This is a genomic window from Paenibacillus sp. H1-7, from assembly GCF_022354825.1.
Taxonomy (GTDB): Bacteria; Bacillota; Bacilli; order Paenibacillales; family NBRC-103111; genus Paenibacillus_S.
In genome coordinates this window covers 3,247,008-3,273,092 of the sequence record NZ_CP031168.1, presented here as the reverse complement: position 1 = coordinate 3,273,092, position 26,085 = coordinate 3,247,008, and the positions used below count along the sequence as shown (strand labels likewise).

General features: G+C 50.3%; 33 protein-coding genes and 1 tRNA gene. All 34 read right to left on the bottom strand.

The annotated features are described in order from the left end of the window. Positions 1 to 28: 28 nt before the first annotated feature. Positions 29 to 1,003, bottom strand: coding sequence for a heptaprenyl diphosphate synthase component II (hepT, locus tag DVH26_RS14555; protein WP_239634398.1), 975 nt, complete (start codon positions 1,001 to 1,003; stop codon positions 29 to 31). Continuing rightward, positions 1,000 to 1,863, bottom strand: coding sequence for a menaquinone biosynthesis protein (locus tag DVH26_RS14550; RefSeq protein ID WP_239634397.1), 864 nt, complete (start codon positions 1,861 to 1,863; stop codon positions 1,000 to 1,002). Before DVH26_RS14550 ends, hepT begins: the two co-directional genes overlap by 4 nt. Continuing rightward, positions 1,823 to 2,455 carry a UbiX family flavin prenyltransferase gene (locus DVH26_RS14545; RefSeq protein WP_239634396.1) on the bottom strand — a complete coding sequence of 211 codons (633 nt, stop codon included), beginning with the start codon at positions 2,453 to 2,455 and terminating at the stop codon, positions 1,823 to 1,825. Before DVH26_RS14545 ends, DVH26_RS14550 begins: the two co-directional genes overlap by 41 nt. Beyond that, complete coding sequence (locus tag DVH26_RS14540; RefSeq protein ID WP_239635369.1) at positions 2,452 to 3,324, bottom strand: UbiA-like polyprenyltransferase; 873 nt, start codon at positions 3,322 to 3,324, stop codon at positions 2,452 to 2,454. Before DVH26_RS14540 ends, DVH26_RS14545 begins: the two co-directional genes overlap by 4 nt. A 25-nt stretch (positions 3,325 to 3,349) precedes the next feature. Next, on the bottom strand, positions 3,350 to 4,075 hold the full coding sequence (locus DVH26_RS14535; protein WP_379451299.1) for a demethylmenaquinone methyltransferase: 726 nt from the start codon (positions 4,073 to 4,075) through the stop codon (positions 3,350 to 3,352). Between the two features lie 11 nt (positions 4,076 to 4,086). Continuing rightward, a complete protein-coding gene (locus tag DVH26_RS14530) occupies positions 4,087 to 4,950 on the bottom strand; it encodes a heptaprenyl diphosphate synthase component 1 (protein WP_239634395.1) in 864 nt (287 codons plus the stop codon). 89 nt (positions 4,951 to 5,039) lie between these two features. Next, entirely contained in the window at positions 5,040 to 5,558 is a 519-nt protein-coding gene (locus DVH26_RS14525; protein WP_239634394.1) for a hypothetical protein, read from the bottom strand. A 102-nt stretch (positions 5,559 to 5,660) separates the two neighbouring features. Beyond that, a complete protein-coding gene (gene mtrB, locus DVH26_RS14520) occupies positions 5,661 to 5,888 on the bottom strand; it encodes a trp RNA-binding attenuation protein MtrB (RefSeq protein WP_239635367.1) in 228 nt (75 codons plus the stop codon). Positions 5,889 to 6,041: 153 nt separating this feature from the next. Continuing rightward, positions 6,042 to 6,968 (bottom strand): phosphatase PAP2 family protein, encoded by a 927-nt coding sequence (locus tag DVH26_RS14515; protein WP_239634393.1) that lies wholly within the window; start codon positions 6,966 to 6,968, stop codon positions 6,042 to 6,044. 151 nt (positions 6,969 to 7,119) lie between these two features. Continuing rightward, a tRNA-Pro gene (locus tag DVH26_RS14510) sits at positions 7,120 to 7,196 on the bottom strand. A gap of 142 nt (positions 7,197 to 7,338) precedes the next feature. After that, entirely contained in the window at positions 7,339 to 7,611 is a 273-nt protein-coding gene (locus DVH26_RS14505; protein WP_239634392.1) for an HU family DNA-binding protein, read from the bottom strand. Between the two features lie 216 nt (positions 7,612 to 7,827). Next, on the bottom strand, positions 7,828 to 9,306 hold the full coding sequence (gene spoIVA, locus DVH26_RS14500; RefSeq protein ID WP_239634391.1) for a stage IV sporulation protein A: 1,479 nt from the start codon (positions 9,304 to 9,306) through the stop codon (positions 7,828 to 7,830). A gap of 261 nt (positions 9,307 to 9,567) precedes the next feature. After that, on the bottom strand, positions 9,568 to 10,305 hold the full coding sequence (locus DVH26_RS14495) for a hypothetical protein (RefSeq protein ID WP_239634390.1): 738 nt from the start codon (positions 10,303 to 10,305) through the stop codon (positions 9,568 to 9,570). Further along, entirely contained in the window at positions 10,306 to 10,641 is a 336-nt protein-coding gene (locus tag DVH26_RS14490) for a 2Fe-2S iron-sulfur cluster-binding protein (protein WP_239634389.1), read from the bottom strand. A 21-nt stretch (positions 10,642 to 10,662) separates the two neighbouring features. Continuing rightward, positions 10,663 to 11,262 carry a nucleotidyltransferase domain-containing protein gene (locus tag DVH26_RS14485; protein ID WP_239634388.1) on the bottom strand — a complete coding sequence of 200 codons (600 nt, stop codon included), beginning with the start codon at positions 11,260 to 11,262 and terminating at the stop codon, positions 10,663 to 10,665. 40 nt (positions 11,263 to 11,302) lie between these two features. Further along, positions 11,303 to 11,596 carry a 2Fe-2S iron-sulfur cluster-binding protein gene (locus DVH26_RS14480; RefSeq protein WP_239634387.1) on the bottom strand — a complete coding sequence of 98 codons (294 nt, stop codon included), beginning with the start codon at positions 11,594 to 11,596 and terminating at the stop codon, positions 11,303 to 11,305. A 67-nt stretch (positions 11,597 to 11,663) separates the two neighbouring features. After that, entirely contained in the window at positions 11,664 to 11,843 is a 180-nt protein-coding gene (locus tag DVH26_RS14475) for a DUF2768 family protein (protein ID WP_239634386.1), read from the bottom strand. Between the two features lie 117 nt (positions 11,844 to 11,960). Further along, positions 11,961 to 12,260 carry a stage VI sporulation protein F gene (locus tag DVH26_RS14470; protein ID WP_239634385.1) on the bottom strand — a complete coding sequence of 100 codons (300 nt, stop codon included), beginning with the start codon at positions 12,258 to 12,260 and terminating at the stop codon, positions 11,961 to 11,963. A gap of 75 nt (positions 12,261 to 12,335) precedes the next feature. Further along, positions 12,336 to 13,379 carry an NAD(P)H-dependent glycerol-3-phosphate dehydrogenase gene (locus DVH26_RS14465; protein WP_239634384.1) on the bottom strand — a complete coding sequence of 348 codons (1,044 nt, stop codon included), beginning with the start codon at positions 13,377 to 13,379 and terminating at the stop codon, positions 12,336 to 12,338. 17 nt (positions 13,380 to 13,396) lie between these two features. After that, the gene (gene plsY, locus DVH26_RS14460; protein ID WP_239634383.1) at positions 13,397 to 13,990 is read right to left on the bottom strand and encodes a glycerol-3-phosphate 1-O-acyltransferase PlsY; all 594 of its coding nucleotides are present in this window, start codon (positions 13,988 to 13,990) and stop codon (positions 13,397 to 13,399) included. Positions 13,991 to 14,003: 13 nt separating this feature from the next. Beyond that, a complete protein-coding gene (gene der, locus DVH26_RS14455) occupies positions 14,004 to 15,326 on the bottom strand; it encodes a ribosome biogenesis GTPase Der (protein WP_239634382.1) in 1,323 nt (440 codons plus the stop codon). A 104-nt stretch (positions 15,327 to 15,430) separates the two neighbouring features. Further along, a complete protein-coding gene (locus DVH26_RS14450) occupies positions 15,431 to 15,625 on the bottom strand; it encodes a capping complex subunit for YIEGIA (RefSeq protein WP_239634381.1) in 195 nt (64 codons plus the stop codon). Between the two features lie 5 nt (positions 15,626 to 15,630). Next, complete coding sequence (locus DVH26_RS14445; RefSeq protein ID WP_239634380.1) at positions 15,631 to 16,542, bottom strand: YIEGIA family protein; 912 nt, start codon at positions 16,540 to 16,542, stop codon at positions 15,631 to 15,633. A 15-nt stretch (positions 16,543 to 16,557) separates the two neighbouring features. Continuing rightward, positions 16,558 to 17,196: a hypothetical protein gene (locus tag DVH26_RS14440; RefSeq protein WP_239634379.1), complete on the bottom strand. Its 639-nt coding sequence runs from the start codon at positions 17,194 to 17,196 to the stop codon at positions 16,558 to 16,560. A 95-nt stretch (positions 17,197 to 17,291) separates the two neighbouring features. Continuing rightward, positions 17,292 to 18,371 carry a type 2 isopentenyl-diphosphate Delta-isomerase gene (gene fni / locus DVH26_RS14435; protein WP_239634378.1) on the bottom strand — a complete coding sequence of 360 codons (1,080 nt, stop codon included), beginning with the start codon at positions 18,369 to 18,371 and terminating at the stop codon, positions 17,292 to 17,294. Positions 18,372 to 18,396: 25 nt separating this feature from the next. After that, on the bottom strand, positions 18,397 to 19,641 hold the full coding sequence (gene rpsA / locus DVH26_RS14430) for a 30S ribosomal protein S1 (RefSeq protein WP_239634377.1): 1,245 nt from the start codon (positions 19,639 to 19,641) through the stop codon (positions 18,397 to 18,399). Positions 19,642 to 19,768: 127 nt separating this feature from the next. Continuing rightward, entirely contained in the window at positions 19,769 to 20,353 is a 585-nt protein-coding gene (locus tag DVH26_RS14425) for a lysophospholipid acyltransferase family protein (RefSeq protein ID WP_239634376.1), read from the bottom strand. A gap of 1 nt (position 20,354) precedes the next feature. Then, complete coding sequence (cmk, locus tag DVH26_RS14420) at positions 20,355 to 21,032, bottom strand: (d)CMP kinase (protein ID WP_239634375.1); 678 nt, start codon at positions 21,030 to 21,032, stop codon at positions 20,355 to 20,357. Between the two features lie 136 nt (positions 21,033 to 21,168). Beyond that, positions 21,169 to 21,387 (bottom strand): hypothetical protein, encoded by a 219-nt coding sequence (locus DVH26_RS14415; RefSeq protein ID WP_239634374.1) that lies wholly within the window; start codon positions 21,385 to 21,387, stop codon positions 21,169 to 21,171. A 65-nt stretch (positions 21,388 to 21,452) separates the two neighbouring features. Then, a complete protein-coding gene (locus tag DVH26_RS14410) occupies positions 21,453 to 22,103 on the bottom strand; it encodes a flagellar brake protein (protein ID WP_239634373.1) in 651 nt (216 codons plus the stop codon). 128 nt (positions 22,104 to 22,231) lie between these two features. After that, positions 22,232 to 23,584 carry a germination protein YpeB gene (gene ypeB, locus DVH26_RS14405; RefSeq protein ID WP_239634372.1) on the bottom strand — a complete coding sequence of 451 codons (1,353 nt, stop codon included), beginning with the start codon at positions 23,582 to 23,584 and terminating at the stop codon, positions 22,232 to 22,234. Positions 23,585 to 23,685: 101 nt separating this feature from the next. Beyond that, positions 23,686 to 23,847: a hypothetical protein gene (locus DVH26_RS14400; protein ID WP_239634371.1), complete on the bottom strand. Its 162-nt coding sequence runs from the start codon at positions 23,845 to 23,847 to the stop codon at positions 23,686 to 23,688. Positions 23,848 to 23,896: 49 nt separating this feature from the next. Next, positions 23,897 to 24,589, bottom strand: a complete 693-nt coding sequence (gene prsW / locus DVH26_RS14395; protein ID WP_239634370.1) for a glutamic-type intramembrane protease PrsW — start codon at positions 24,587 to 24,589, stop codon at positions 23,897 to 23,899. A gap of 247 nt (positions 24,590 to 24,836) precedes the next feature. Continuing rightward, a complete protein-coding gene (locus DVH26_RS14390; protein WP_239634369.1) occupies positions 24,837 to 26,081 on the bottom strand; it encodes a Glu/Leu/Phe/Val family dehydrogenase in 1,245 nt (414 codons plus the stop codon). Positions 26,082 to 26,085 lie beyond the last annotated feature (4 nt).

The following is a 26,085-nucleotide window of genomic DNA, read 5'->3' as shown; positions in this document are numbered from 1 at the left end:
CACACATCGTGTGCGCTGTTAAACGTTATTAGTACGAGCGGTTGCCGATAAAATGGGCTACCCCTATCAAATCCTTCTTGGCCTGAATATCCGGAAGCCCTTGGAGAACGGAAATCGCCTTGTCAATATAGCGGTTAGCCAGCTCTTCCGCCTGCTTGATCCCGGCACTGCCACGAATCAGCTCGATGAAACGGCTTATATCGGTTTGTCCGTCCGCTTCCTGAATACGTTTCAGCTCCGTCAGCAGCATCGGTCTCAGCTCCGGCTCCCGTAATGCGAAAATGACGGGAATCGTAATGTTGCCCTGACGGATGTCGCTGCCCGGCGGCTTGCCGATCTCTTTCTCCGTACCGCACAAATCAAGCAAATCGTCTCTCACCTGAAACGCCATCCCGACATTGTATCCGAACGAGTACAGCCGGTTCGATATGTTCTCGCTAGCTCCTGCGGCAATAGCTCCGAGCTGGCAGCTGATGGCAATAAGCAATGCGGTTTTGCGGCGGATGCGCAGCATATAATCCCGTACCGTTTGCTCTGAGTTGAAGAAAAAGCGGATTTGCTCCATTTCGCCGATACTCATCTCGAGGATCGCCTTGGACAAAATTTTGTGGATTTCCGGATTCTCCAGCTTGGTCGCTACAAGTAGCGCTTTGGCAAATATGTAATCTCCGGTATACATCGCTATGCGGTTATCCCATTTGGACCGGACGGTCAGCTGTCCGCGGCGGGTCATGGCGTCGTCAATGACATCGTCGTGCACGAGCGAAGCCATATGAATCAGCTCGAGCGGCACAGCTACATGCTTGATCCGTTCCAAATCGTAGGTGCCGAACTTGGCTCCCAACAGGACGAAAACAGGCCGGATCCTCTTGCCTCCCGCCTTCAATAGATGGACGGAAGCTTCCCGGAGCAGGGCGTGATCCGTATCGATACTTCGTTCGAGCTGCTTCTCGATGTACGAAATATCTTTTTTCATTTTCGCGTACAACTCAATCAGTTTCATTCCGTCACCTGTGTCAAAAATTTATCGTGCCACAATTGAATCGGCACTTCTTTATCCAGTAATCCGAGCTCCCATGCATAACGGTAATACAATTGCAATCCAGCCTGCTGTTCAGGCCCGAACTCATAGGTCAACGCGGCAAAATATTGCTGCCAATACGATGCCGTTCCGCCGATCTGTGTCCTTGCGTCCTCTACAAGCGCTGTCAAATCCTCAAGCGATTTGCTTTTGCTCTCCATAAATGCCTGATAAATAGAGCCGATCAGCTCGGGCCGCTCTATCACCACTTGCTTGCGAATGGCGCAGACGGCAAAGGACATCCACTGTCGGGTTCTCTTGGTCCATTCTTCCGCCAAATCCGTAACCATCCAGCCGTGTTCTATCCAGCTTTCCCGAATTGCATGATCTCCAATCAGGAGAGCCGCATCGGCGGACTGCATCATATCGGACAGAACAGGAGCCGCATAATGGTATACAGGCTGAACTTGATGAAACTTTTGCAATATGATTTTAAGCAAATTGACCGAAGTCGCCGACGTGGTCGGCAATGCTACCGAAGCGCCTGTCAGCTCACTCAAGGGCTTACGGTGAAACAGCAATATCGAATGCACTTGGTTATAAGCGCTGACCGACATATCGGGCAGAAGCATGTAATCTTCAAAATGCTCGCCATACGCAAAGGAGGATATAGGTCCGATATCGATCCGGCCCTCGGCCATCGCTTCGTTCAGCTGGGTCGGAACCTGCGTCACAAACTGTACGTCTCCGCGAAAGCGTTCTAAAGGAAAATAATAAAATAACGGCCAAACATTCGTAAAATCAATCCGGCCGATGCGGATTGCCCGTTTCTCGCTGCCCATCCGTCATCCCCCATCTTTTGTACAATTCATGATCCACATCCATATTGTCCAATACTTTACCGACCATGAAGTCGATGATATCTTCAATCGTCTGCGGCCCTTGATAAAAAGCAGGCATAGCCGGTATGATACGCACCCCCATGCGCGACAGCTTCAGCATGTTTTCCAAATGAATCGCATGGAGCGGCGTTTCTCTAGGGACGACGATCAACGGTCTGCCTTCCTTCAGCATCACGTCGGCGGTCCGTTCCAGCAAATTGTCGGAAGCGCCGTTCGCAATGCCCGACAAAGTGCCCATCGAGCAAGGAATGATCACCATGCCGCTGGTCCGAAACGATCCGCTTGCCGTGCTCGCTCCTATATCCTGTATAGGATGGTAGGTATAGCTGCCCGGCTGTCCTCCCAAATGCTTGTCCAGCATGTCTTTGCGGCGGGCTGCATCCCAGCCCAGCTCCTCCTTCAACACGCGCCAGCCGGCATCCGTTATCAGCAGATGAAGATCATAGCCGCGGGACAGCAAAAACCGGCAAAGGCGGACGCCGTATGCGGCGCCGCTAGCTCCGGTAATCCCGATGACCCATGGCCTGCTCATCGCTGAAACACCACCAGATCAATCAGCGTGAAGGCGAACATTGCAATGCTCAGTACGCTGTTAAGCGTGAAAAAGGCGGTGTTCAAACGGCTTAAGTTTTTTGGCGTTACAATTTTGTGCTCATAAAACAGCAGGACGTTGGCGATGATAAGACCGGCCAAGTAGACCCAGCTCAAGTCCGTCAAATAGAACAAGGTCAGCAATCCGACGGCCGTAACGCCATGGAACCAGCGGGCGATAATCAATGCTTTGGCGACGCCGAAGCGCTGAGGGATCGAATGAAGACCCTCATCGCGGTCGAATTCCGCATCCTGGCACGCATAGATAATATCGAAGCCTGCCACCCAGAAGGCGACGGCAACATAAAAGATGATTGCCGAAAGGGTTACTCCGTTCGTCACGGCTACCCAGCCCCCTAGCGGAGCCAGAGCGATCGTAAAGCCGAGAATGATGTGGCAAGCCCAAGTAAACCGCTTCGTGTAAGAATAAAAGACAAGGAAAAAGACCGCTATAGGAAGCAGCTTCATCGATAATGAGCTCAAATTGGCGGTAGCCCAAAACAGCAATGTGAAGGAAATCACAATAAATATAATAGCTTCCTTCGAAGAAATCAGCCCGGCAGGTATGGCTCTTGCCGCTGTCCGCGGATTCTTCGCATCGAATACTTTATCAATGACCCGGTTCAGCCCCATAGCCGCGCTTCTTGCCCCAATCATGGCGACGATAATCCACCCGATCTGTCCCCAGCCAGGCAATTTTTGAAAAATAACGACGGAACCGAGCAGCGCTCCCATAAAGGCAAAAGGCAGCGCGAACAGGGTATGCTCGATTTTAATCATTTCCATAAAAATTTTTGCTTTTTTCAACAGCATGAATGTCCATCTCCCATTTCCCTTATTCCGCTTCCTGCTTCTTGATGCCAATATGGAGTGCTGCGATGCCACCGGTAAGCGGAAAAGCTTGTACATGGGTCAGTCCTGTTTTTCTGAAAATATCGGCCAGCTGCTTATGATCAGGAAAATGAATCAATGATTCCGGAAGCCACTTGTACTGCTCGTAGCGTTTGGCAATCAATTTACCCATCAAAGGTAAAATATTTTGGAAATAAAAATAATACAAGCCTTTGAACGGCTGCCAGGTAGGCTTGGACAGCTCCAGCGAGACGACCATTCCTCCGGGCTTCACGACTCTCTGCATCTCTTCGATAACTTTGACCAGATCCGGCACATTGCGTAACGCGAAGCCGATCGTCGCGTAATCAAAGGTATTATCCTCGAACGGAAGCTGCATGGCGTTACCATGTACAAGCTTGATTTGCTGGTCGAGTCCCGCTTCGCGTACTTTGATCGCCCCGTAATCCAGCATATTTTGACTGAAGTCCAGGCCGACCATCTTCCCCGTCTTGCTTGCTTTGGCCATGCTGATGGTCCAGTCGCACGTGCCGCAGCACAGATCGATTGCCGTCTGGCCCGGCTGCACGTTCATCTTCTTCATGGTGAAGCTTCTCCAAGCCTTATGCTGGTAGAAGCTAAGAATATCGTTCATCATATCGTATTTAGGAGCAATGTTCTCAAATACGGAGTGCACGAATTCTTCTTTGGATTTGGCTTTAGATTGCAACGAAATTCACCTCATATTTCTTCCAGCGCTTTAGGTGTCGAGAGGTAACGCATAAACGGCTCGCCGATCGCATGAAGCTCTTTGCCCAATTCCTTCGATTCCAGCGTCTGCATCTTCTCCTGAAGCTGCTTCATACAATGGTTAAGCATTTGGTACAGCTGCGGAGTCACTTTATATTTCAGCCAGATGGACCGTACTTTGGAGTAATCCGGCTCCTCTGCCTGAATATGCTTGCATTCGTCCTTGGACGCTTGCTGCAGCACGTGCCAATACCCCCAGCTGTCACGGTATTGCTGTGCAGCCTCCGAGCGGGTAATTTCCTGCAGCAGTACCTCGCATTGCGTAAAGAGCCGCAAAATGTCCGGCCATGCCTGATGCAGCGACTCCTCCATAAAACCGGTAAAAGCCAAGTAAAGCTGTGATCTTACTTCTACCGTACGTTTTATGTAATCGTCTCCGGTCATTTTCAGCTGCTTCATCGTTTGGTACAAATTCATTTTCAACCGGTTGACTTCGCAGATCGCATTGGACAATATTCCGATCAGATCAATCTGCCCTGCATGCGACAGCAAATAATAAAAGCGGCTGCTGAAATAGTCGCCGGCCAGCACCTTCAGCTGTCTGGATCTTGCCGCTTTCGTCTCCTTTACGTTATTGTTGACGCTGACCAAATCGTGCGTATCCATCCCTATTTGGACCAAGGAAGTCACCAGGCTGAATAGTTCGCTATAACCCGACAGCGAGCTGTGCTTACTCAAGAAAGCATACAGCAGCCGCGTACGAAATTCTGGAAAATGCGGCAAGTCCGTATGCTTCTGGATCATGTCGTACTCCATATATTTTCGGGCCATCTCCGGGATCCGATAAGAATTCATAATTAGCCTCCGAACCAGTACAAAGAATCGCAATTATCTCAATCTAAATTATTATAGCACAATCCCAAGATGGACGCACAATAGTTGGCTCAACTTTTTGTCTCGAACCGGTCGCGCCATTTCTGCGTATACGTCATTTGGAAATGGGATTGTAAATACTGCTCCATCTCCTCGACGCTTTCCGTCCTGGCAAACGTATCGCTTGGGAGCCACTTCTCTCTGCGCGCATCCGCCGCAAGCAACAGCGACGTGCTTTTGCCGCCGTCCTTGGAGCCGTCCAGCACCCGGATCAGGATTTGATTGATGTTCGTCGACGTTCTGAACATATACAGAGGCAATTCGTACAGATCCTCCACAATCTGCTTCTTGTCCGAGGATGGCGATGCGAACAAATCGATCGAGACAATCGCGTGGTTTAACTCGACTTTTCGGATCCGAAGGTGCAGCTGCGTTTTGCTCAGCACATCCACGATATTCGATTCGGAGACAGGCTGTGCTTTGGCGGAGCGGAATACGGCCATATTTTCCAATTGCGGCAGCAAGGAAAGCCCTGCGGCGAGAGCTATCGATAGTACAACGGTTAGCAGAAGACGGGAAATCCATTTCATCGGGCGAATTCCTCCTTCAAGGCTCGTTCGAATGCTTGACCGATCCCTCTTCTATCATTGTACAACGAAAAAAAGCAGGCTATGCCTGCGCAAACTGAAAAATTATTCCTCCGTATCCATAACCCCGTATTTCGTCATAATAACGGCTTTCCCTCTGATTTTGACTGCCGAGGTGTGAGTAGTGAACTGGGCAATCATCACTTCGCCTTTGTCCAGCTTCTCGGTGTGATGGAATTTCGTATCCTGACCACGGGTTAGACCGATCACCTGAACTCCGTTTTCCTTGGCCTTGATGATAAAATAATCCCCTTGCGGTTGCTGTGGTTCCATCATGATCTTCCTTCCCTGTTCCAATCTTTGTCCTACTTGTATGATGCAAAAAATTAAGGGCGATGTCAACTGCACACAGCCGTTTGCATGAAAAATAACAGGCGCTCCGTCCAACTCCCCGGAGACACTTTTTTCAGCAAAAAAGCTGCCTTGTCAGGCAGCCATCGTTCCCTTGCCGTATACGGCCTCTTTCTTGCCGCTGTAAAAGCTTTTGATCCGAGCCGGCACCAAACGCGTCGCCAACCGGATGACAAGATCGGCAAGCTTGACCGTGCCAAACGCGAACGCCATGCCCGCAATAACATCCAGCACCCAGTGGATTTGCAGGTACATCGTCGAGAAGATGATCAGTGCGCAATACGTAACCATCATGTATTTGAAAATGCGGTCTTTCTCCCGCAATGCAAGCAGCAGCATCGCAAACGAGATGGAGGTGTGCATGCTAGGGAAGCAATTCATCACCGCCACCAGCTTATCGTTCTCCGTCGCAAAGACGCGGCCAAGCAAGTCAGGCTGCCCCTTTACCCACCATACTTCGCGAAGCAGAATCAGATTGTAAAACGGCAAAATGAGAGGAAACTGCATAATATGCCCGGATAATGCATAGGACATCATCTTCTTGATGCTTTTCGTCCAGAAGCTGCGAACGATGCAAATCCAAAGCGACAGCACAAACCCGTAATTATAAATCCACACCATAATGCGGTCCAGAGATGCACGATGAAACGCTCTCGCCCATGCGGCGTCGTTTCCGGGGATATTCCTCATCATCGTGTCCCAGGTCCAGGGATGGCGGTTATTTTCGAACATCCAGTTGGCTATTTTCCACCACAAGCCGTTGCCCGATCCGTAGAAATAGTAAAACACGCCCAATAACGGTATGGCAAAAACAAAAAAACGTTTCCAATCGACGTCGATTTGGTCTTTTCTAACGCCGAGCAAGCATACGAGCAGCAGAATCCAGCATTCCGTGGTCCATCCTCCCGCTACGCCGATACGCCAAACGAGAAAAATGGACGCAATGATGCCGTACATCGTCCAGTCGTTGGATGTGAGCCACACACGCGCTCTGTCTTTCACTCTAGTAGTCCCCCTCTGAAAAGCATAGCTCCAATCACATTTATCCAGTATACCAAATTCGAATCCGTTTGGCTTCATGAAATTTTAATAATACAACTAAACTAAAACCAAAAAGAAAGAGACACCGCTATAACGATGTCTCATCCATGTATGGTCGGAGTAACACGATTCGAACGTGCGACCTCACCCACCCCAAGGGTGCGCGCTACCAGGCTGCGCCATACCCCGATTCACAATGTACTGTTAATTATAAAATGGAAGCGCTGACTTGTAAAGAAGCATTTCCCAAAAAAATGAAACACCTGAATGCAGCCATTCAGGTGTCTCTTATAGAAAGCATGAAGCATATGTACAAAGACTTTGGAGCCGATTATTGAATTCCGTCTCTCAGTGCTTTCCCTGGTTTAAACGCAGGAATTTTGCTGGAAGGAATATCGATCTCTTCGCCGGTTTGCGGGTTACGTCCTTTACGAGCGGAACGTTCACGAACCTCAAAGTTACCAAATCCTACCAATTGCACTTTATCTCCGCTTTGCAGAGCTTCGGAAATTGCTTCAAAAACAGCTTCCACCGCTTTAGTCGCATCCTTTTTGGACAGCTCGCTAGTTTCTGCTACCTTGTTGATCAATTCAGATTTATTCATGCCATTCACCTCCCCCCAAAGCTAATTAAGAGCGATGCCTAAAAGCAACTTTGTCCCGTTACTTCCTTTGTTAACCGAAAAGTCGCAAAATATACATAGAAACGCGCTAATTGCTTGTAAATCAAGACTATAGTAATACACACGCCTTACTTTTTCAAGTAAAAACAAAAAAATGCACCCTCCGGAGTGCATTTTTATAGCCATTTGTGAAGTATATTACAGAATGATGGCAATCAGGCCGCCGGAGCCTTCGTTAATAATGCGTCCCAGCGTTTCCTGCAATTTATATCTGGCGTTGTCCGGCATCATGGCAAGCTTGCCTTGAATGCCTTCGCGAACGATGGAGTGCAGCGAGCGGCCGAAAATGTCGGATTCCCAAATTTTCAGCGGGTTGTCCTCGAAGTCCTGCATCAGATAGCGTACAAGCTCCTCGCTCTGCTTCTCTGTACCGATGATGGGAGAAAACTCCGACTCGACGTCTACGCGGATCATATGAATGGATGGCGCGGTTGCCTTCAGGCGTACGCCGAAGCGGGAGCCTTGACGAATGAGCTCAGGCTCATCCAAAGCCATTTCCGCCAAGGTCGGAGGCGCGATGCCGTAGCCTGTCGTCTTGACCATCTCAAGCGCTTCGGCAAAGTGGTCATACTCCCGCTTGGCATGGCTGAATTCCTGCATCAGCTGGAGCAAGTGGTCTTTACCCCGGATTTCGACGCCCACGACTTCCATCAGAATGCGGTCATACAATTCGTCCGGAGCGTACAGGTCGATTTCCGCAACCCCTTGGCCCATATTCATGCCGGCCAAAGCGGCTCTATCGATAAATTCATACTCCTCGAAGTGGCTCACTACGCGGTCCACGTCACGCAGCCTGCGGATATCCTGGACGGTTTCCCGTACCGAGTTCTCGAAGTGGGAACGGAGCCAGTGGTTTTCCTCCAGCACCATCACCCAGCTCGGCAGATTGACGTTGACTTCGTGTACCGGGAATTCGTACAGCACCTCGCGAAGTACGGAGATCATATCGTCTTCGTTCATATTCGCTACGCTCATCGCAACTACAGGAACGTCGTGCTTCGTTTGCAGCTCGCTTCTCAATTCCTGAGCGATCTCGCTGTTCGGCTTCGTGGAGTTGACAATGACGATAAACGGCTTGCCGACTTCCTTCAGCTCGGAGATGATTCTTGCTTCGGCATCAACATAAGATGAGCGGGGAATTTCGGCGATCGAGCCGTCCGTCGTGATTACGACGCCCAAGGTCGCATGCTCTTGAATGACTTTGCGAGTGCCGATTTCTGCCGCTTCCTGGAATGGGATCGCTTCATCGAACCAAGGCGTGTTGATCATGCGCGGTCCGTTCTCGTCCTCATAGCCTTTGGCGCCTTCCACCACATAGCCTACGCAATCCACCAGACGAACATTGACATTCAGTCCTTCAGCAACATGCAGCTGTACTGCATTGTTCGGTACGAATTTCGGCTCCGTCGTCATAATGGTTCGGCCCGCCGCGCTTTGTGGCAATTCATCGGTTGCCCGAATGCGATCCGCTTCGTTTTGAATATTTGGAAGTACGATCGACTCCATAAAGCGCTTGATGAACGTTGATTTTCCCGTACGGACCGCTCCAACGACCCCCAGGTAAATATCCCCGCCAGTACGCTCTGCAATGTCCTTAAAGATATCCACTTTTTCCAATGAGAATCCCTCCTACAGGTTGTTTAAGACGAAACTCGTACACATGCTTTTTGGACTAGTAAAAATATATGTACTAGCTAACAAAATATGATGAACCTTATCATATTTTATTTTTGAATCACTCCTTAGCTGACAACGGCATGGCACCGCGGCTTAATCTCTATGAGAATATATGAACGGCACCGCCGCGTTATTCTTTGGATGAACAAAAAAGAAAAGCCTCTATCTCCCTTGTAAAGGTTAATAGAGGCTTAGATGATATTATTCAACCACCGGTGTCGGTTGGCCGTTCAGCCAGTGATACGGGCCGGTCCGCGCCGGTACATAGAACGATTCCTTAACCAGCAGCTCTCGCAAATCCTGCTTGCTATCGAGGCTCTTTTGAAGCGATTTTTTGTCGATAAGCCGCATCATTTCCTCGGCATAGTCTATCGATACGCGTCCAGTGTCGTCCAGCAATAGCGGAAGCATGACTTGCCGCGTATACATGCTGGCGGCTTGAACCGGCTTTTTGTTCATTTTGGCAAAATCGATCCGGTAAAAGGACGGCGCCACCTGTTCTCCGGTAGGAAGCTTGCCGTAGTTTTTGGCTCTATAGTCGTCCACCTGCTTCTGAACCTCGGCCGTTAGCTGGAACGAAATCAGATCCATCATTTTGACCGTCGGCTTCGTCTCCACGTCCACCAGGACATACACCGCGGTGCCGCCGTTCTCGAAGGCATTGGCCGGGATGCTGCTTATCATGGCTCGTTCTTTCAGCTTTTTGAAATCGATGGGATACTTCTCATACAGCGGGGTCGTTTGCTCGCTGTTTTTTATCGGCAATACGCCGGTTTTGGCGTGGAACTGGTCAACGGCATTTTGCACCACGACGACAAATTCGCCGGTGGCGATTTGATTTTGCTTCAATTGATCCTTCGGGTACATGCAGCCCGACAGCATCAGGCTGAGTACAACAATGATTATGGCCAGGCTTGAATTTCGAAGCTTTGCTAGCATTTATAGATCCTCCTGCTGACGTTCCAGCTGTTTCCTGATAGCTGCTTTCAACGGGTCCTCGGGTGTAGTAACCGTAACATCGCCTGTCACCTTTGCTTGACATGCAAGCCGGTATCCTTGCTCCTGCAGCCCGCCCAGCTTCAATCGCTCGTTTATATTCATCGGAGCAAGACCGCTTCCGTCTGAGGCTATTACCTTGCACATCAAACAGGCGGCTTTCCCTCCGCATCGGGTACGGATATTGACTCTTGCTCTGCGGGATGCATCCAACAAAGTCGTTCCCGGTCGCACTTCAATCGATTTCCCGTCTGGCAAAAAGGTAACCCGTATTGGCATCCGCATATCCTCCTTCAACGATCAGATTTTATTTCCGCTTAACAGCTGCCCCAGCTTCATCGTCACCTTGTTGCTCAACCGGTTGCTTACCGCAAGCTCCTGTAGCGTCCGTGTTGCTCCGCCGTGCCGCTCCACCATCACCCGGGCTATCGCTTCATACCGGTCGGGACGGTCTCTAAGGATATTGAACACCAGTTCGTGCTCCAAAGGCATGAGCTTGATCGCATTGCTGTTGCGCTCACTGCTTAAGGTATGAGTTACGGCGTATTGCTCGTAATATCGGGCGGCATCGACCCGATACACGCTGTCGCAGGCGGTCACTTGAAAGTCCCCGACCAATTCTACCTTGACGCCACCGATTTGGTAATGGCTTAAGATCGAATAATATATCGCAGAGCGATCCTCTGTCTGTTCGTCAGTGGAATAGGCTCTCAATTCGGCGTGAATGCGCCTTGCCGCTTCGCCGTCCGCATACACATCAAGGTCATGCGGGGCCTCGGCAAGCGCTACCCCCTGCATCAGCAGCCCGCAGCTGCCGCCGACGAGCCACGGCTGACCTATGCCGGTCAAGTCTTCCGCCAGCTGTCTCAGGGCATCGCCCAGATTCTCTATATGTGACACTCTTAGTCCCCTCTTCGTAACAACCGGCGGCTGCCGGTTTTTAGAAATATGGCTTGTACAATACGGTCACGGGGCCGTCCTGCTTCACAACCGCCTGGCAGCCGAGACGAAAGCCCTTCTCTATTTCTTCCGGCTCTAGCCGATCCAGCTCGGCGTCCGTCGGCTCGTTTAATAATTCGGCGCCTTCTTTTACATAGCATCTGCAGCGGGCGCACGTCCCTCTGGTACAGCTGAACGACCAATCCACCTCATGCTTCATGGCCAAATCCAATATCGTAAGGCCGCTATCGAACTCGACCTCTTTTTGTACTTTACGTCCCATCAATGTGATCATAAATGACTAACCCTCCGCAAATAAATAAATGGATGCATATCAGAGCGTTGGCGCTAGCCCCGCCGCATCAAAGCAAGGAAACTACCATATACAATAAAATAGGAATAAACAGTAAAAATGCGACGAACGACAAAATCGCCCGAACCGCGCCCTTCGTTTTTGTCCTTGCAAAAGAAATAAGCAACGATGCCAGCACCATTAGCCCGATGGCGATAAACGATGCCCACATTTTATCCATGGGTGACATATTCAGACCCCTATCCTTTTATTTTTATGTATCGTCCGGAATACCCAAAATATTCTTTGCTATTATAACATAAAAAAAGCATAAGCGTGCCAAATGGCCGCCTATGCCACGAAACTGTTACTTTTTCGAAAGGAGCTTCATCAGCTGCTCCAATGTATTGCCGTTTTTGCTGCCTTTGACGGATTGAATGATCTCGTTGATCGTCGACTCCGATACCGGTACGTTGACCAGATTGGAAACCTGCTTTATCAATTGTCTAAGCTGAGCCTCATTTTGCATGGTAGAAGGCTTCACACCGCTGGCCAGCTTATAAATGTCCTTCTCATCGATGGATTTGCCGGTTTTCTTCTTGACGACGTTCAACACGTCTTTCGGCGTATTCTTATCAGCCACTGTTCTGTCCCTCCTTACCCTCATAGCTCCTTGCCATTGGCGGAGTTACGAATCTAAGGTATTGTATGAACAGAAGCCTTCAGCCGTGTAGGCGTATAACTAGCTGAACCACTTAGTTTGCACGGGCTTGGCTACTTCTTCAATCTCGTGAGTACGTCCTCTGCCCATCAAATCTTCAACGGCAGCTTCAGGCGTTTTCCCGTTGAACAATACGGCATACAGCTCATCGGCAATAGGCATAGTGGCATCATACTGGCGCGACAGCTTGTAGGCCGCTTGCGTCGTCTTGACGCCTTCCACGACCATTCCCATCTGCTTCAGCACCTCGTCCAAAGGATGCCCTTGTGCCAGCAAATAGCCGGCTCTCCAGTTGCGGCTGTGCTTACTCGTACAAGTTACGACGAGATCTCCGACTCCAGCCAGCCCGGAGAAGGTAAGAGGATTGCCGCCCATAGCCGTTCCCAAGCGGGAGATCTCGGCTAATCCGCGCGTTAATAGCGCCGCTTTGGCATTATCGCCATAGCCCAGACCATCCGTTAAGCCCGCGCCCAGCGCAATAATGTTCTTGAGCGCTCCGCCGACCTCTACTCCGATGACATCGGGGTTCGTGTACACGCGGAAGCTGGAGTTGATAAGCAGGTCCTGAGCAGCCTCCGCCGCTTCTACGCTTTCTGACGCTACGACGACTGTCGTAGGGGATTGCTGTATGACCTCCTCGGCGTGGCTAGGCCCGGACAGTACCACAATGCGGGAAGCGTCATAATCGGGCAGCTCGTCGGCAAGCACGGTAGACATTCTTTTCAGCGTCTGCGCCTCGAAGCCTTTGGTCGCATGGATGAGAAGGGTCTCCTTGCTCAAATACGGCCGCATTTGCGACGCTACCTCTCTCATCGCCGCCGAAGGGGCAACGACAACAACAGCGTAGGCTTCCTCCAACGCTTCTTTCATGGAACTGGTCGCTCGAATGGCGGGAGACAGCGCAACATCCCCCAAAAACCGCCGATTGCGGTGCTCCTTATTCATTTCTGTCACCTGCTGCTCATTTCTCGACCACAGCAGGACGTCCAAACCGTTTTCCGCCAATACAGAGGCAATGGCCGTTCCCCAGCTTCCAGCTACAAGCACAGCTACTTTCTTGGGCAAAAGTCAACACCTCCGGATCATTTTTTGGAACCGAGCTTGTTTTCCTGTCCTTTGACTAACTTCACGATATTGGTGCGGTGACGGAACCATGCGAATACGAACAGCAGCAAGCTTAGCCAGAAAATTTCGTTCGGTCCCTGCATAAACCAAAGTAAGATGGGTAAGAGTGCAGTAAACACCAGAGAGCCTAGCGAAACATATCGGGTAAGCGCGATGGCCAAAATGCAGACAATACCGGCGTACACTACGGCCATTGGGGCCAGCGTGATCATGACGCCGATCGTAGTAGCGATCCCCTTGCCGCCTCGGAAGCCGAAGTAGACGGGCCAATTGTGGCCGGATATCGCTGCAATGCCGCACAATACTTCGATCAGCATATCGCCTTGTCCCAGCCATCGGCCGATCCATACCGCCGCAACCCCTTTTAACGCATCGAGCAGGAGTACCGTTATGGCCGGCCCTTTGCCGAGGACCCTAAGCGTGTTGGTTGCCCCGGCATTGCCGCTTCCATGATTTCTAATATCGATTCCCTTCAGCATTTTCCCCGCAAGATAACTAAAGCTGATCGATCCTAACAAATACGCTACAATGATGGAAATTACTGAGAACACCGCTTATCTCTCCCTATTCATCATCCGATTTCTTTCGAGTAAACATTCTTAACGGCGTTCCTTCAAAGCCGAATGCGGCCCGAACCTTATTCTCCAAATACCGCTCGTACGAGAAATGCATCAGCTCAGGGTCGTTGACAAAGAACACAATCGTCGGCGGCTTCACGGACACTTGCGTAGCGTAATTGATCCGCAATCTTCTTCCTTTATCCGTAGGCGGCGGGTTAATCGCAACCGCATCGGAGATGACATCGTTCAGCACGTGCGTTTGTACGCGCATAGCATGCTGCTCGGCCACTTGGTTGACGATAGGAAGCAATTTATGAACACGCTGCTTCGTCTTCGCGGACAAAAATACGATCGGCGCATAGGTCATAAACAGGAAATGATCGCGGATTTTTTGCGTAAATTGCTGCATCGTTTTGTCGTCCTTGTCGACGACGTCCCATTTGTTCACCACAAATATGGCCGCTTTCCCCGCTTCATGAGCGTAGCCCGCAATATGCTTATCCTGTTCGATAATGCCTTCCTCACCATTGATGAGAACCAGGACAACATCCGCGCGTTCAATCGCCTTTAACGCCCGCATCACACTGTACTTCTCCGTATTCTCATACACCTTGCCGCGCTTGCGCATCCCAGCCGTATCGATGATAACGTACTTTTGCCCGTCTTTCTCGAACGGCGTGTCGATGGCATCGCGTGTCGTACCGGCTACATCACTGACAATGACGCGCTCTTCGCCCAAAATCGTATTGGTCAAGGACGATTTGCCGACGTTAGGCCGACCGATCAGCGCGACACGGATCACTTCCTCTCCATACTCGTCTTCCTCGGTATCCGGGAAGTGCTGAATGATTTCGTCCAGCAAGTCGCCGATGCCTGTGCCATGCGAACCGGAAATGCCGAACGGCGTGCCGAAGCCGAGACTGTAAAACTCGTAAATATCGTCCAGACGCTTAATATTATCTACTTTGTTGACTGCAAGAACAACCGGTTTTTTCGCGCGAAACAGCATCTCGGCAACCTCCGAATCAGAGGCGGTGACACCCGCTTTGGCATCAACCATGAACACGATAACGTCTGCTTCCTCAATGGCCAGCTCCGCTTGGGCGCGGATCGATTTCATCATTTCATTATCCCCGTCGATTTCAATACCGCCGGTATCTATTACACTGAAACTCCGATCCAGCCATTCTCCGACTCCATATAACCGGTCACGGGTAACCCCCGGCATATCTTCTACAATTGCAAGCCTGTCTCCGATAATGCGGTTAAAAATAGTAGATTTGCCCACATTCGGACGGCCGACTATAGCCACAATGGGTCTTGCCACTTGACTTCATTCCCTTCTAGCTGCAACATACCGCAACATGAAAAATTTCACAATCTACATCATAGCATTTGCCTTCATTGAAAGCAATGCAATCTATAACCAACTTATCCATCGGACGAGCTTTTGTGATCGACCAGAATGAGCGTTCCATTCTCCAAATCGTGGGCAGACGCATCCAGTATTTTTTCCAGCTTAAACGCCACTTTTTGCTGCTCCTCCGCATTGTGGACAATAAAGATGGGCGCCCCTCCCGCAACCTGGTCTCGATTCGCCGTTACAATCGCCATAATTTTACCCATGTGGATTATGCCTCTCCTTTACTTGGACTGACATCCGCCTCGGAAGGCATTCTTACCGCACTTTCGAGAACCGGCGATTTCAGCAGCACCTGCCTCGCTCTAGCCCCATTCAACTCCTGCGGGAGCAGGAACACGGCCAGTCTGCCGTCGGCCATATCCAGCTTGGCGAGAGGCAAAAGCGAAGGCTCGCCCTCATCCCTGTATACGCCCATAATGGTGGACAAATCGTGCAGCATCGCCTGGCGTTGTCCGACATTGGCCAAGGTTACGCGGCAATTTTGGTTTTTGGGAGTCAGGATGAACCCCATTCCGCGCTCCTTGATAATGTTTCTCGTATCCTCCAAGCCTACGTTCATAATGTAAATGTCGCCTACAAAAAGATTCGGCCCGTCCATCCGCACCTTCGCTTCGCTGACATCGGCTATATGGGAGATGCTTTTGCCGCTTTTGAAATGATTCGTGATCATGATGGCGCCGATGCCGGCGACGATTCCCCAATACCAGGCCAATACGATACTGAATAGGGCGGTAACGAACGAGGTGAAGATAACCATATAGTTGCGTCCTTCAAATACCATCGCAATGCCCTCTATGTACGTAGCCCCTCGCGGGACGAGCTCCATGCTGTCGATTTTGGACAACGTTTGCCTCTCCATATTCCGGACGTCGCGAAATTGCTGTGCCGCTAGCGACAGGAAGGTAATCGCGGTATAGTTTTTATCCAGAAGCGACGGCACCGCTACAGAGCCTAATCCGGCTGCTATGACGCCGAGCGAAATATGAATGATCTTTCCGTGAGGATAAGTAGGATATTGCCGGTAATCCGTCCGCAGCATGCTTAGCCTTGCGCCGATCCCGAACAGAACCCCGAGGACGATCCCAACCGTATATTTTTGTTCCACGATCCAATCCAGCATGGTCATCGCCCCTCTCTATTCACTATCGCCGCCGCTCATTCTTCTTATACCATCCGTCACCCAATGGACGCTTTTTTTGCATGCGAACATCGCGCTGGCCAAGAGCAACGAGCATATCCTAGTCATATATACGGTCAGCCACCAGCGATCCTGAAACAGCGGGAATCCGAGCTGAAACCCGGCAAAATCCCGGTGCATATAACCGCGGTACAGCTCAGCAAGCAGCAAGCCTATGGATACCGAAGCCAATTGAACGGCAGGCAGGCGGGTCAAGCCGCTCACTAAGGCTCCTATGAGGAGCGCCATGGATATCTCCGTGCTGCCCATGATCCAGGCCGGTACGAGATGAATCGTCTCCAGCATAAAAAAGTAGATGGAGCCGAGCAGCGCTCCCGCCGATAAGATATGGATCCGGTACAACCAGCCGTGTGCCCGCCATAGAACGCAGATGATAAGTATGCATAGAACGGCAATGCAAAAGTTGATTTTCCCGCCCCTGAGCGTTAGGGAAAACTTCGTAGCGATGAACCACGAAATAAAAAAAAGAAGTATCACCTTTGAAGTTATACCTCTTACCAATAAGTCTTTCCAGCCGCTGGCGAACAGGATCAGTGTTACGACCATGAGTAATAAGGACAAGTATCCTGGATTCATGTGCACCCACCTAAGAGCTATAGTTGCTGCGGAGACATAGACGGGATAATGCATCAGCCGAATTTGTCATCCGTTCCTTAGTATGGCTGGGTTATTTAGTTTTTATCAAAACCGGATCGATTTGCATAGCTGGTGATATCGATTCCGCGGGTCATGCACCAGTGCGCGGTCTCGCCGCCAACGACCACCGGAACGTTCCATAGATCAGCTATAGCAGGAGCCCCAAGCGCCGTCATGACAAGCGTCAATTCATGATGAATGGCGCGAATTCGATCTATCAACGCGGCCGTTCCGCCCGTTCGCAATATGCTTAAAAAAGCTCCTGCAATCCCCACCGCGGAAGCGCCGAGAATTAACGCTTTGCTGACTTCCCTGCTGCCGGAGATGCCGCCGGTGGCAATAATCGCTTCCCCCGTCTGAGCTTTACGGCTCTTCAGAGCATGGAGTGCCTCAAGCAAAGCGACCGCCGTCGTGCTGCCCCAATCGTTCAGCCATGAGATCGGCTCGGATCGGCGTGCGTTCTCGATGGCGGCAAAATTGGTTCCGCCGGAGCCTCCGATATCGAACAAGGTGACCCCTAAGCGCGCCAGCGCCGTGACACTTTCGTGAGCCATCCCGAAGCCCACTTCCTTAACAATAACCGGAACGTGTACCCGCTCCATTATGGATGCTATCCTCTCGGACGTCCCGCGAAAATCACGATCCCCTTCCGGCATGATCAGCTCCTGCATCACATTCAAATGGATTTGCAGCGCGTCCGCACGAAGCATCTCGACTGCCTGCTCCGCTTGATCGGGCGTAGCTTCGCTTCCCAAATTGCCTATGACGATGCCTTCCGGATTCATTTGCCTGACGACCCTATAGCTTGAAACGACTTCACGGTTCTTAATCGCCGACATTTGCGACCCAACCGCCATCGCCAACCCGGTTTCCCTAGCGGCAACGGCCAGCTCCCGGTTAATCTCCTCTGTTTCCCGAGCGCCGCCAGTCATCGCATTAATAATAATCGGCGAGCTCAAATTGAGTTCGCCGATCGTAGTTTGCAATGAAATTAGCTTCGTGCAGGATTCAGGGATACAGTTATGAATCAGCTTGATGTCGGAGAAGCCGTGGCTTCCCTTCTGTCCAAGCTTCAGAGCATAATGAACATGCTCCAGCTTCCTAGGAATACGCACCCTGTTTCCCCCTAATTTCCGATGCTTATTTAAATTTGCTCAGTTTATCGCCGAAACGCTCGCCGAGCGTCAGGTTCAAGCCTTGGTTTTGATACTCTTCAGCAATAACCGTTTCTTTTTGGTTTCTTGCAGGCTTCTCCGATCTAGGAGCCGGGGCTGCATCGGCAGGAGCTTCTTCGGTTTCTTTGATGCTCAAGCTGATGCGCTTCTCGTCCACGTTCAGATCGAGCACCTTCACCTTCACTTCTTGTCCTTCTTTCAGTACTTCGAACGGAGTTGCAATATGACGATGAGCGATTTGGGAAATATGAACCAAACCTTCCACGCCAGGAGCAACCTCAACGAAAGCGCCGAACGGTGCAAGACGTTTTACGGTACCTGTCAAGATGTCGCCGATGTTGAATTTGCCGCTCACTTGCTGCCAAGGACCAGGTTGAGTCGCTTTAATGCTCAAGCTGATGCGCTCGCTGCCCGGATCCAGCTTCAAGATTTGCACTTTCACTTGATCGCCTTCTTTAACGACCTCGGAAGGAGTTTCTACATGGTGCCATGCCATTTCGGAAATGTGCACCAAGCCGTCGATGCCGCCGATATCTACGAATGCGCCAAACGGAGTCAGGCGTTGTACTGTACCGGTCAATTCTTGACCAACGGACAGGCCTGCGATCAGATCTTTTTTCTTAGCTTCGAACTCTTCGTCCAGAACGTCTTTTTGCGAAAGAATCACTTTGTTTTTCTCGCGGTCCATTTCTTTCACGCGAAGTTTCAATGTGCGGCCTTTGTAGTCGCTGAAATCTTCAACGAACGTACGCTCAACCATGGAAGCAGGCACAAAGCCGCGCAAACCGATATCCACTACGAGACCGCCTTTAACAACCTCGGCCACTCTAGCTTCGATAATCGTTTTGTTCTCCATGTCGGCTTGCAGCTGTTCCCAAGCTTTTTCGCTGTCCACTACGCGCTTGGAAAGAACAAGCTTTTCTTTGTTATCGTCAATGGTCAATACTTTCAATTCAACATCTTGTCCTACTTGAACGCCTTCGCCGGCGCTTCCCAGGTTAACGGAGGAAAGCTCGCGGATAGGAATTACGCCGTCATACTTATAACCTACATCGACGAAAGCTTGGTCATCGTCGACTTTGATGATTTTCCCTTTTACGGTATCTCCCTTTTTCAGTACGGAAACATTAGCCATGGATTCCTCTTGGGATACCTCTTGCTGTGCTTGCTCTTCTTGTTCGTTTTGCTCCACTCTTGTCTCTTCTGACATGGTTCAATACCCTCCTCAATTAGCAACCTAACTCAATAATAGTAGTTACAATTGCTGCTATCTTATATAATTTACCGACGCATAAAGAATACGCGGTTAATTGTTTTACTAAGTATTCCACAATTTATCATTTCGATTCGTATTCCTTGACCATGGAACGGATAACCTTCAAGATTTTATCGGTTGCCTGCTCCAGGCCTTCACCGCCTGCATCGGCGAACTCGCTTATATCGACGGGCTTGCCGTAGACCAGCTTCATTTGCCGGAACGGCTTGTATTTGCCTACTATAGCGGCTGGAACTACTGTAGCGCCGGACTTCAAGGCCAGCATAGCAGCGCCCTTCTTGCCCATTCCTTCCGCGTTATTGCGGGTACCTTCCGGAAAAATACCGAGAATCTTGTTCTCCTTGAGCAGTTGAAGCGACAACCGGATGGATTCTTTGCTGACGCCGCCTCGTTTGACGGGAAAAGCGCTGATTCTGGGCAGCACCCACCCCAGTACGGGAACGTCGAACAGCTCTGCTTTCGCCATATAATGAACTCTGCGCCCTACAAGCGGCGACCCGAGAAGAGGTGGATCGAAATTGCTCGTATGGTTGGCGCACAGAATGACGGGTACTCCTTCGGGAACGTTTTCTTTGCCGATCACTTTTAAACGGAACACGGTCCGGAATATAAAGTGAAATAAGGCACGAAGCGTAGAGTAAAGCATATTACTTCCCTCCGACTTTGGCTCTGCAAAGTTCCAAGATCCGCTCAACCACTTCCGCTATCGACATTTCCGTCGTATCGAGCAGCACCGCATCAGGAGCTTGTACAAGCGGAGACGTTTCTCTCTGCTCATCCATTCTGTCGCGCGACGCAATTTCTTGCTCGAGCTGCTCCAAAGTGACTTCAGGCCTGTCATCCTGAATTTCCTTGAACCGTCTCTCGGCGCGAATTCTGACGCTGGCGGTTAAAAATATTTTGAGCTCCGCATCCGGAAGCACGCTGCTCCCGATATCTCTTCCGTCCATAACAACACCTTTGTCGGCTGCAAGCAGCTTCTGCTTATCCGTCAAAATGCGACGCACTTCTGGAATTTGCGAAATACGGGACACGTTACCGGTTACCTCGGCGGAGCGGATTGCCGCTGTTACCTCTTGTCCGTCAACATAGACCTGCTGACCGTCTTTCCCTGGAACCAGACGAATGTCAAGCCGCGTAGCGACTTGTACAACCTCCGCTTCCTGATCCGGACGAAGATCCGCTTTCAATACACTCCATGTGACAGCTCTATACATGGCACCGGTGTCCACATAAACGAAGTCCAATTCGTTCGCGACAAGCCGAGCGATCGTGCTCTTCCCAGCTCCTGCCGGACCATCTATAGCGATATTGATCTTTTCCAAAACGCGGGCCTCCCAGCACTATAATGAACAAAGTTGAATAAAAACAGGCCCAGCCTGCGATCGAAGAAAATTATACCATAGGTGTTAGAAGGATTGCAAAAGTCTTCGATGCCTACTCGCCCCATAACGAAGCGGTCTAGGAAGCGGTTCGGGAGTAAGGAACTCCTTCCAACTGCTCCACTTTGACCATATAATATCGTAGAAAAGGTACTTGCAGCAGCAGCTGGCTCAAGATCAGCAAGGATACGAGCACCAGCAGCACTCTTTTGACCCATCGTTCAAAAATCGAGGAAAATTGTAAAAATAGGTCCTCGTACCCATTTTCCTTTTCCACGCTTGTCTCTTCTTCCATCATCTACCACTCCAAAAAAAGCTCTTTTCGTGGTAGTCTATCCAAATTTCGACATTTCATGCAGCGGATTATTTACGCAAGTCCAGCTGCCTTTCGAAGCAATAACGGATGATTTTTTGCCTGTCTCGGTCCGTAATTTCCGCGAACCTCATCATAACCTGCTGTATGCCTGTTTCCAGCGGCTTGATTCGAACCAGCTCCCCGCGAAAAGGAACATGCTCGATTTGCCCGTTCTTGTAAGGAACCAGCATCCAGCAATGAACCGACTGCTGAATATTCAGCGGTATGTAACCGTCGCAGAGGAAGGAGATCCCTCCCCCGCCGACATCATCGGTTAGAGCGACAAATCGCAGCTGCTCCGAATAAGTAACCGCAAGCTCCAGCTCCGCAGGTACCCGCAGGAAGTTGCGCCGCTGCACCTTCGTTATCGTCTCGGGCTCCGGTTTTTTAATATGAACCATCCGGATCGTTTCTTCCGAGAAGGCGAGCACAGACGTATTGAAATAATTTTTAACCCCGCCGTCGGTAATAAAATAAACGGACAATTCATCGCCCATGTAGAGTCTTTTCAATCGTCCCGTCTTCTCGTTTAATGGTACTTCCATAATGATTTGGCGATCATTGATATCGGCGATTCTCGATTTGAACTCTTGCTTCGCCTCTTCATCGTCGATGGAATTGACTTGTATATGTAAAATCTGATTGACTTTCGGCAGCAAAAAGCTTCCTCCCCCCAGAATTTGACAAAAAACAGTGCCTAAGAACTAGAATCCACCTATATTATACCATGCGGCTTTCATATGGGAAGAAAAAAAAGAAGAAGCCTCTCAGCTTCTTCCATCAGATGTTATGTTTGTACTTGTTGATCTTCCTTGCGGACATGCTCGATTTTTTCTTCGGCACCCGTATCGGCGTTAATAAAAATTTTATAGATGCCGCCGTTGATTTTCCCCGTGTACTGATAGCACTGCACTTCTTCCTTCATATCGTTGCGGATCAAAGCCATCGCTTCTCCATCGACTTTGAAATTCGGATTCAGCACCTTGCGCGCCTCCTCCTGCGTCAGCTTAGGTGCCTTCAGCTGGCGTTCCTTGTGATCAAACACGTAGTCGGTTGCCTGAAGCCCGATGATTTCTCCATTATCCATCGCCACCTTGACCGCTACTTTGTCGAGGTAGTTGATCATGTTATTGTCACGGCTGGCAAACGTAATATTGGCATTGTTGCTGTATTCGTCGTAAGCTACCGCCGTCATATTTTTGAAGTCGTGGCTATCGAGGAACTCAGCCGCCGCGTCGCGGGCACGGCGGAAATCCAGCTTCTTCTCAGGCACTTCTCTGTCGGCCGAGAACCAGAGCAGCTGGCCTCCTTTGGTGCTGTAATCCATTTGGATTCCGCCCGGATTATTGCCCCGATTGGCTGAAACGCTGAACGAATGGTACTCGGAACCAGCTCCATTCTCGACGACCTGCAGAGCGGAAGGATCGATGTTCAGGAAGGTCGCCGCCTTCTGTTTCACTTCGTCTGCGGTGACGTCGTTGCCGGACAGCATTTTCATATCGCGAGTCTGGAACAGGTTCATGATCGAAGGACTCCACTTGACGTCGGAGTATTCGGATACCTTCTTGTCGACCGTCTGGAAGCCGTCGATGATCGTATTGTCCAGCGGCTCTTTCTCTGTCGCCAGCGCCATTTCAACGTCCATCCATCGCAAATTGTTCGCCAGCACTTTGTTTTGCATGCCGCGCAGATCTTTGCTGATTTCGTCCGCATGGGTGTACAATGCGTTTAATGTGGCCATTTCCTCCTGATTTAACGGCTGCTTGTTAAGATCTCTAACGGCGGCCCGGTACGCGAAGTTCGACATGTTCGCCAGAAATTCCCCCGTTTTATTGAACGGCAGCAGCGATAGTGGAAGCTGGCTTATTTCACTTTGAGCCTGATTCGTTATACGCCATACATTGACCAACCCTTTTTTGTAGCTGTCCTGAGATGCGGTATTAATGGCCAATGTGTTGCCCAGCTCGTTATGGAGCCGGTCCACATGAAAGGAAAGGTCATGGAATGCCCGCTGATACTGGTTTTCCGCTTTAATGAGAATCGCGTTTTTCTCCTGATGCTCCAAATACCCCCATACGCCCGCCCCGATCAAGGCAACGACTAAAATCGGAAACATTACGATGCTTAATCTTCTGTACATGGATGTGAATTCTCCCTTCTTCAGCCAAACTTGGCTTTAGTTTTCGCCCAAGGAAGATGTCTTATTCACAAAAAAAGAAGCCTGCATCAGGCCTCTCCCGTTTAGAAATCATGGGTTTCGATATCAAAGTCGTTCTCGTTGTTGCAAATGCACTGCTTGAATCCCGTATCGATCTTGCCCTTGTCTCTTCTTCCTTTCAAAATGAACCGTTCCCCGCACCAGTTGCAGCGAATCGTTACCTTTACTCGTTCGTTTACGGTCATGTTTACCCTCCCGGCATGAATTCTATACTGACAAGTATAGACAAACCGGTTAAATTTTAATCTGCTCCTCCCTGCGCACGACGCGCAGCGGCGATCGGGCATTCGCGCGGTTGACCTTCCTTATGCTTCTTATCCACAAGAATGCCATTAACGGGATCATAAACCAGATCCAATACGCCTTGGCGGTAAGGAGCACATAATCGAATACCCCGTGCCAAAAAATCGGGAGCATAAGCGAGAAGATCAAGTGGCGCGTCCTCAGCTCCTCTACGAATTTGGCTCTTCCCAAATGATAGCCCATGATAACGCCGAACATCGCGTGCCCCGATACCGGCAGCAGCGCTCTGTATAACAGACTCGAAATGGACGAGGAATTGAGCAGCGCATAAAATACGTTCTCTAGCGTAGCGAAGCCGAGCGAAGCGGCTACCGCATAGACGATTCCGTCATAAGGCTCGTCGAACGAAGTATGCTTGTAGATGATGAAATAAACGAGAAACCATTTCAGAAATTCTTCAATTCCGGATGAAATGATAAAGCTGAATACGAACGGATTCTCACCCAAGCCATGAACCAAGGCGCGCTGGATGACCATGACCGGGAATACCAGCAGCACTCCGAATAAAAATACTTTCATGACGAGATGGATCGGCTCCGTATCGTAACGGTCCTTCAAATAAAAATAAGCCATCAGAGCGACACCGGGCGCTATCGCTGCCGTCAAGACTGAGAAGACGCTCATGTGTCCCCCTCCGTTTCCGTGTTTTTGATGCGGTTCAAGAGCAAGTACGTCATATGAAGAAAAACTCCGGATCAGCACAAACTGCCTCCGGCCGCTGTTGAAATCGGGTTAAATGGATGAGAATTGGCGGTGATAACCCGATTTCAAAGGCGGCACGTAAACTCTTCCGGCAGTTATGCCGACCTCCGTTTTCCATATGACGATAGCCAAGTGAACCCCAATCAAAAACATGCCATTATTTATAAAATTAAACCCACCCGCGAAAACGGGCGGCTTCAGCCATCTTACGAACGCCCACCATATAAGCGGCCAAACGCATATCCACATTTCTTGTAATATGAATATTATAGACATTTTCAAAGCCTTTTTCCATTACTTCTTGCAGCTTGGAATGCACTTCCGCTTCCGTCCAATAATATCCCTGATTGTTCTGCACCCACTCGAAGTAAGATACGACCACCCCGCCTGCGCTCGCCAGCACATCGGGAACCAGCAGGATGCCGCGGTCGGTCAAAATTTTCGTCGCTTCCAGAGTCGTTGGGCCGTTGGCCGCTTCCACCACTATGGACGCCTTGATCCGATCGGCATTGTCCAATGTGATCTGATTCTCGATCGCGGCCGGGACAAGAATATCGCAATCTTGCTCGAGCAGCTCCTTATTCGTAATTGTATTCTGGAACAGCTTGGTTACGGTGCCGAACGAATCGCGACGGTCCAGCAAGTATTCGATATCCAGCCCGTCTTTGTTGTACAGCGCGCCGTAAGCATCGGATATCCCGATAACCTTCGCTCCCGCTTCATGCATGAATTTGGCCAGGAAGCTCCCGGCATTGCCGAAGCCTTGGATGATCACCTTGGCGTCTTGAATCCGGATCCCTTTCTTCTTCAGCGCCTGATCGATCATGATCGTTACGCCCTTGGCCGTAGCCGTCTCCCGACCATGAGAGCCTCCCAAGACGACCGGCTTGCCCGTAATAAAGTTCGGGGCGTCAAATTCGCGGATCCGGCTGTACTCGTCCATCATCCAGGCCATAATCTGCGAGTTCGTCATGACATCAGGCGCCGGAATGTCCTTGGTCGGCCCGACGATTTGGCTGATCGCCCTAACGTATCCTCTGCTTAGCCGCTCCAGCTCCCGAAACGACATTTGCCGCGGGTCGCAAATAATGCCCCCTTTGCCTCCGCCGTACGGCAAATCGACAATGCCGCACTTCAAGCTCATCCAGATGGACAGAGCTTTGACCTCGTCCTCGGTTACGTCAGGATGAAAGCGGACGCCGCCCTTAGTAGGACCTACAGCGTCATTATGCTGCGCGCGGTAACCGGTGAAAATTTTGATCGAATCATCATCCATACGAATCGGAATGCGAACCGTCATAATTCGCATCGGCTCCTTCAATAGGTCCACCATCGCTTGTGGGTAGCCCAGCTTGACGAGCGCCTGCTCAATGATTACCTGTGTAGCATGAAGCACGTTAAGGTTTTCAGCCATCGGA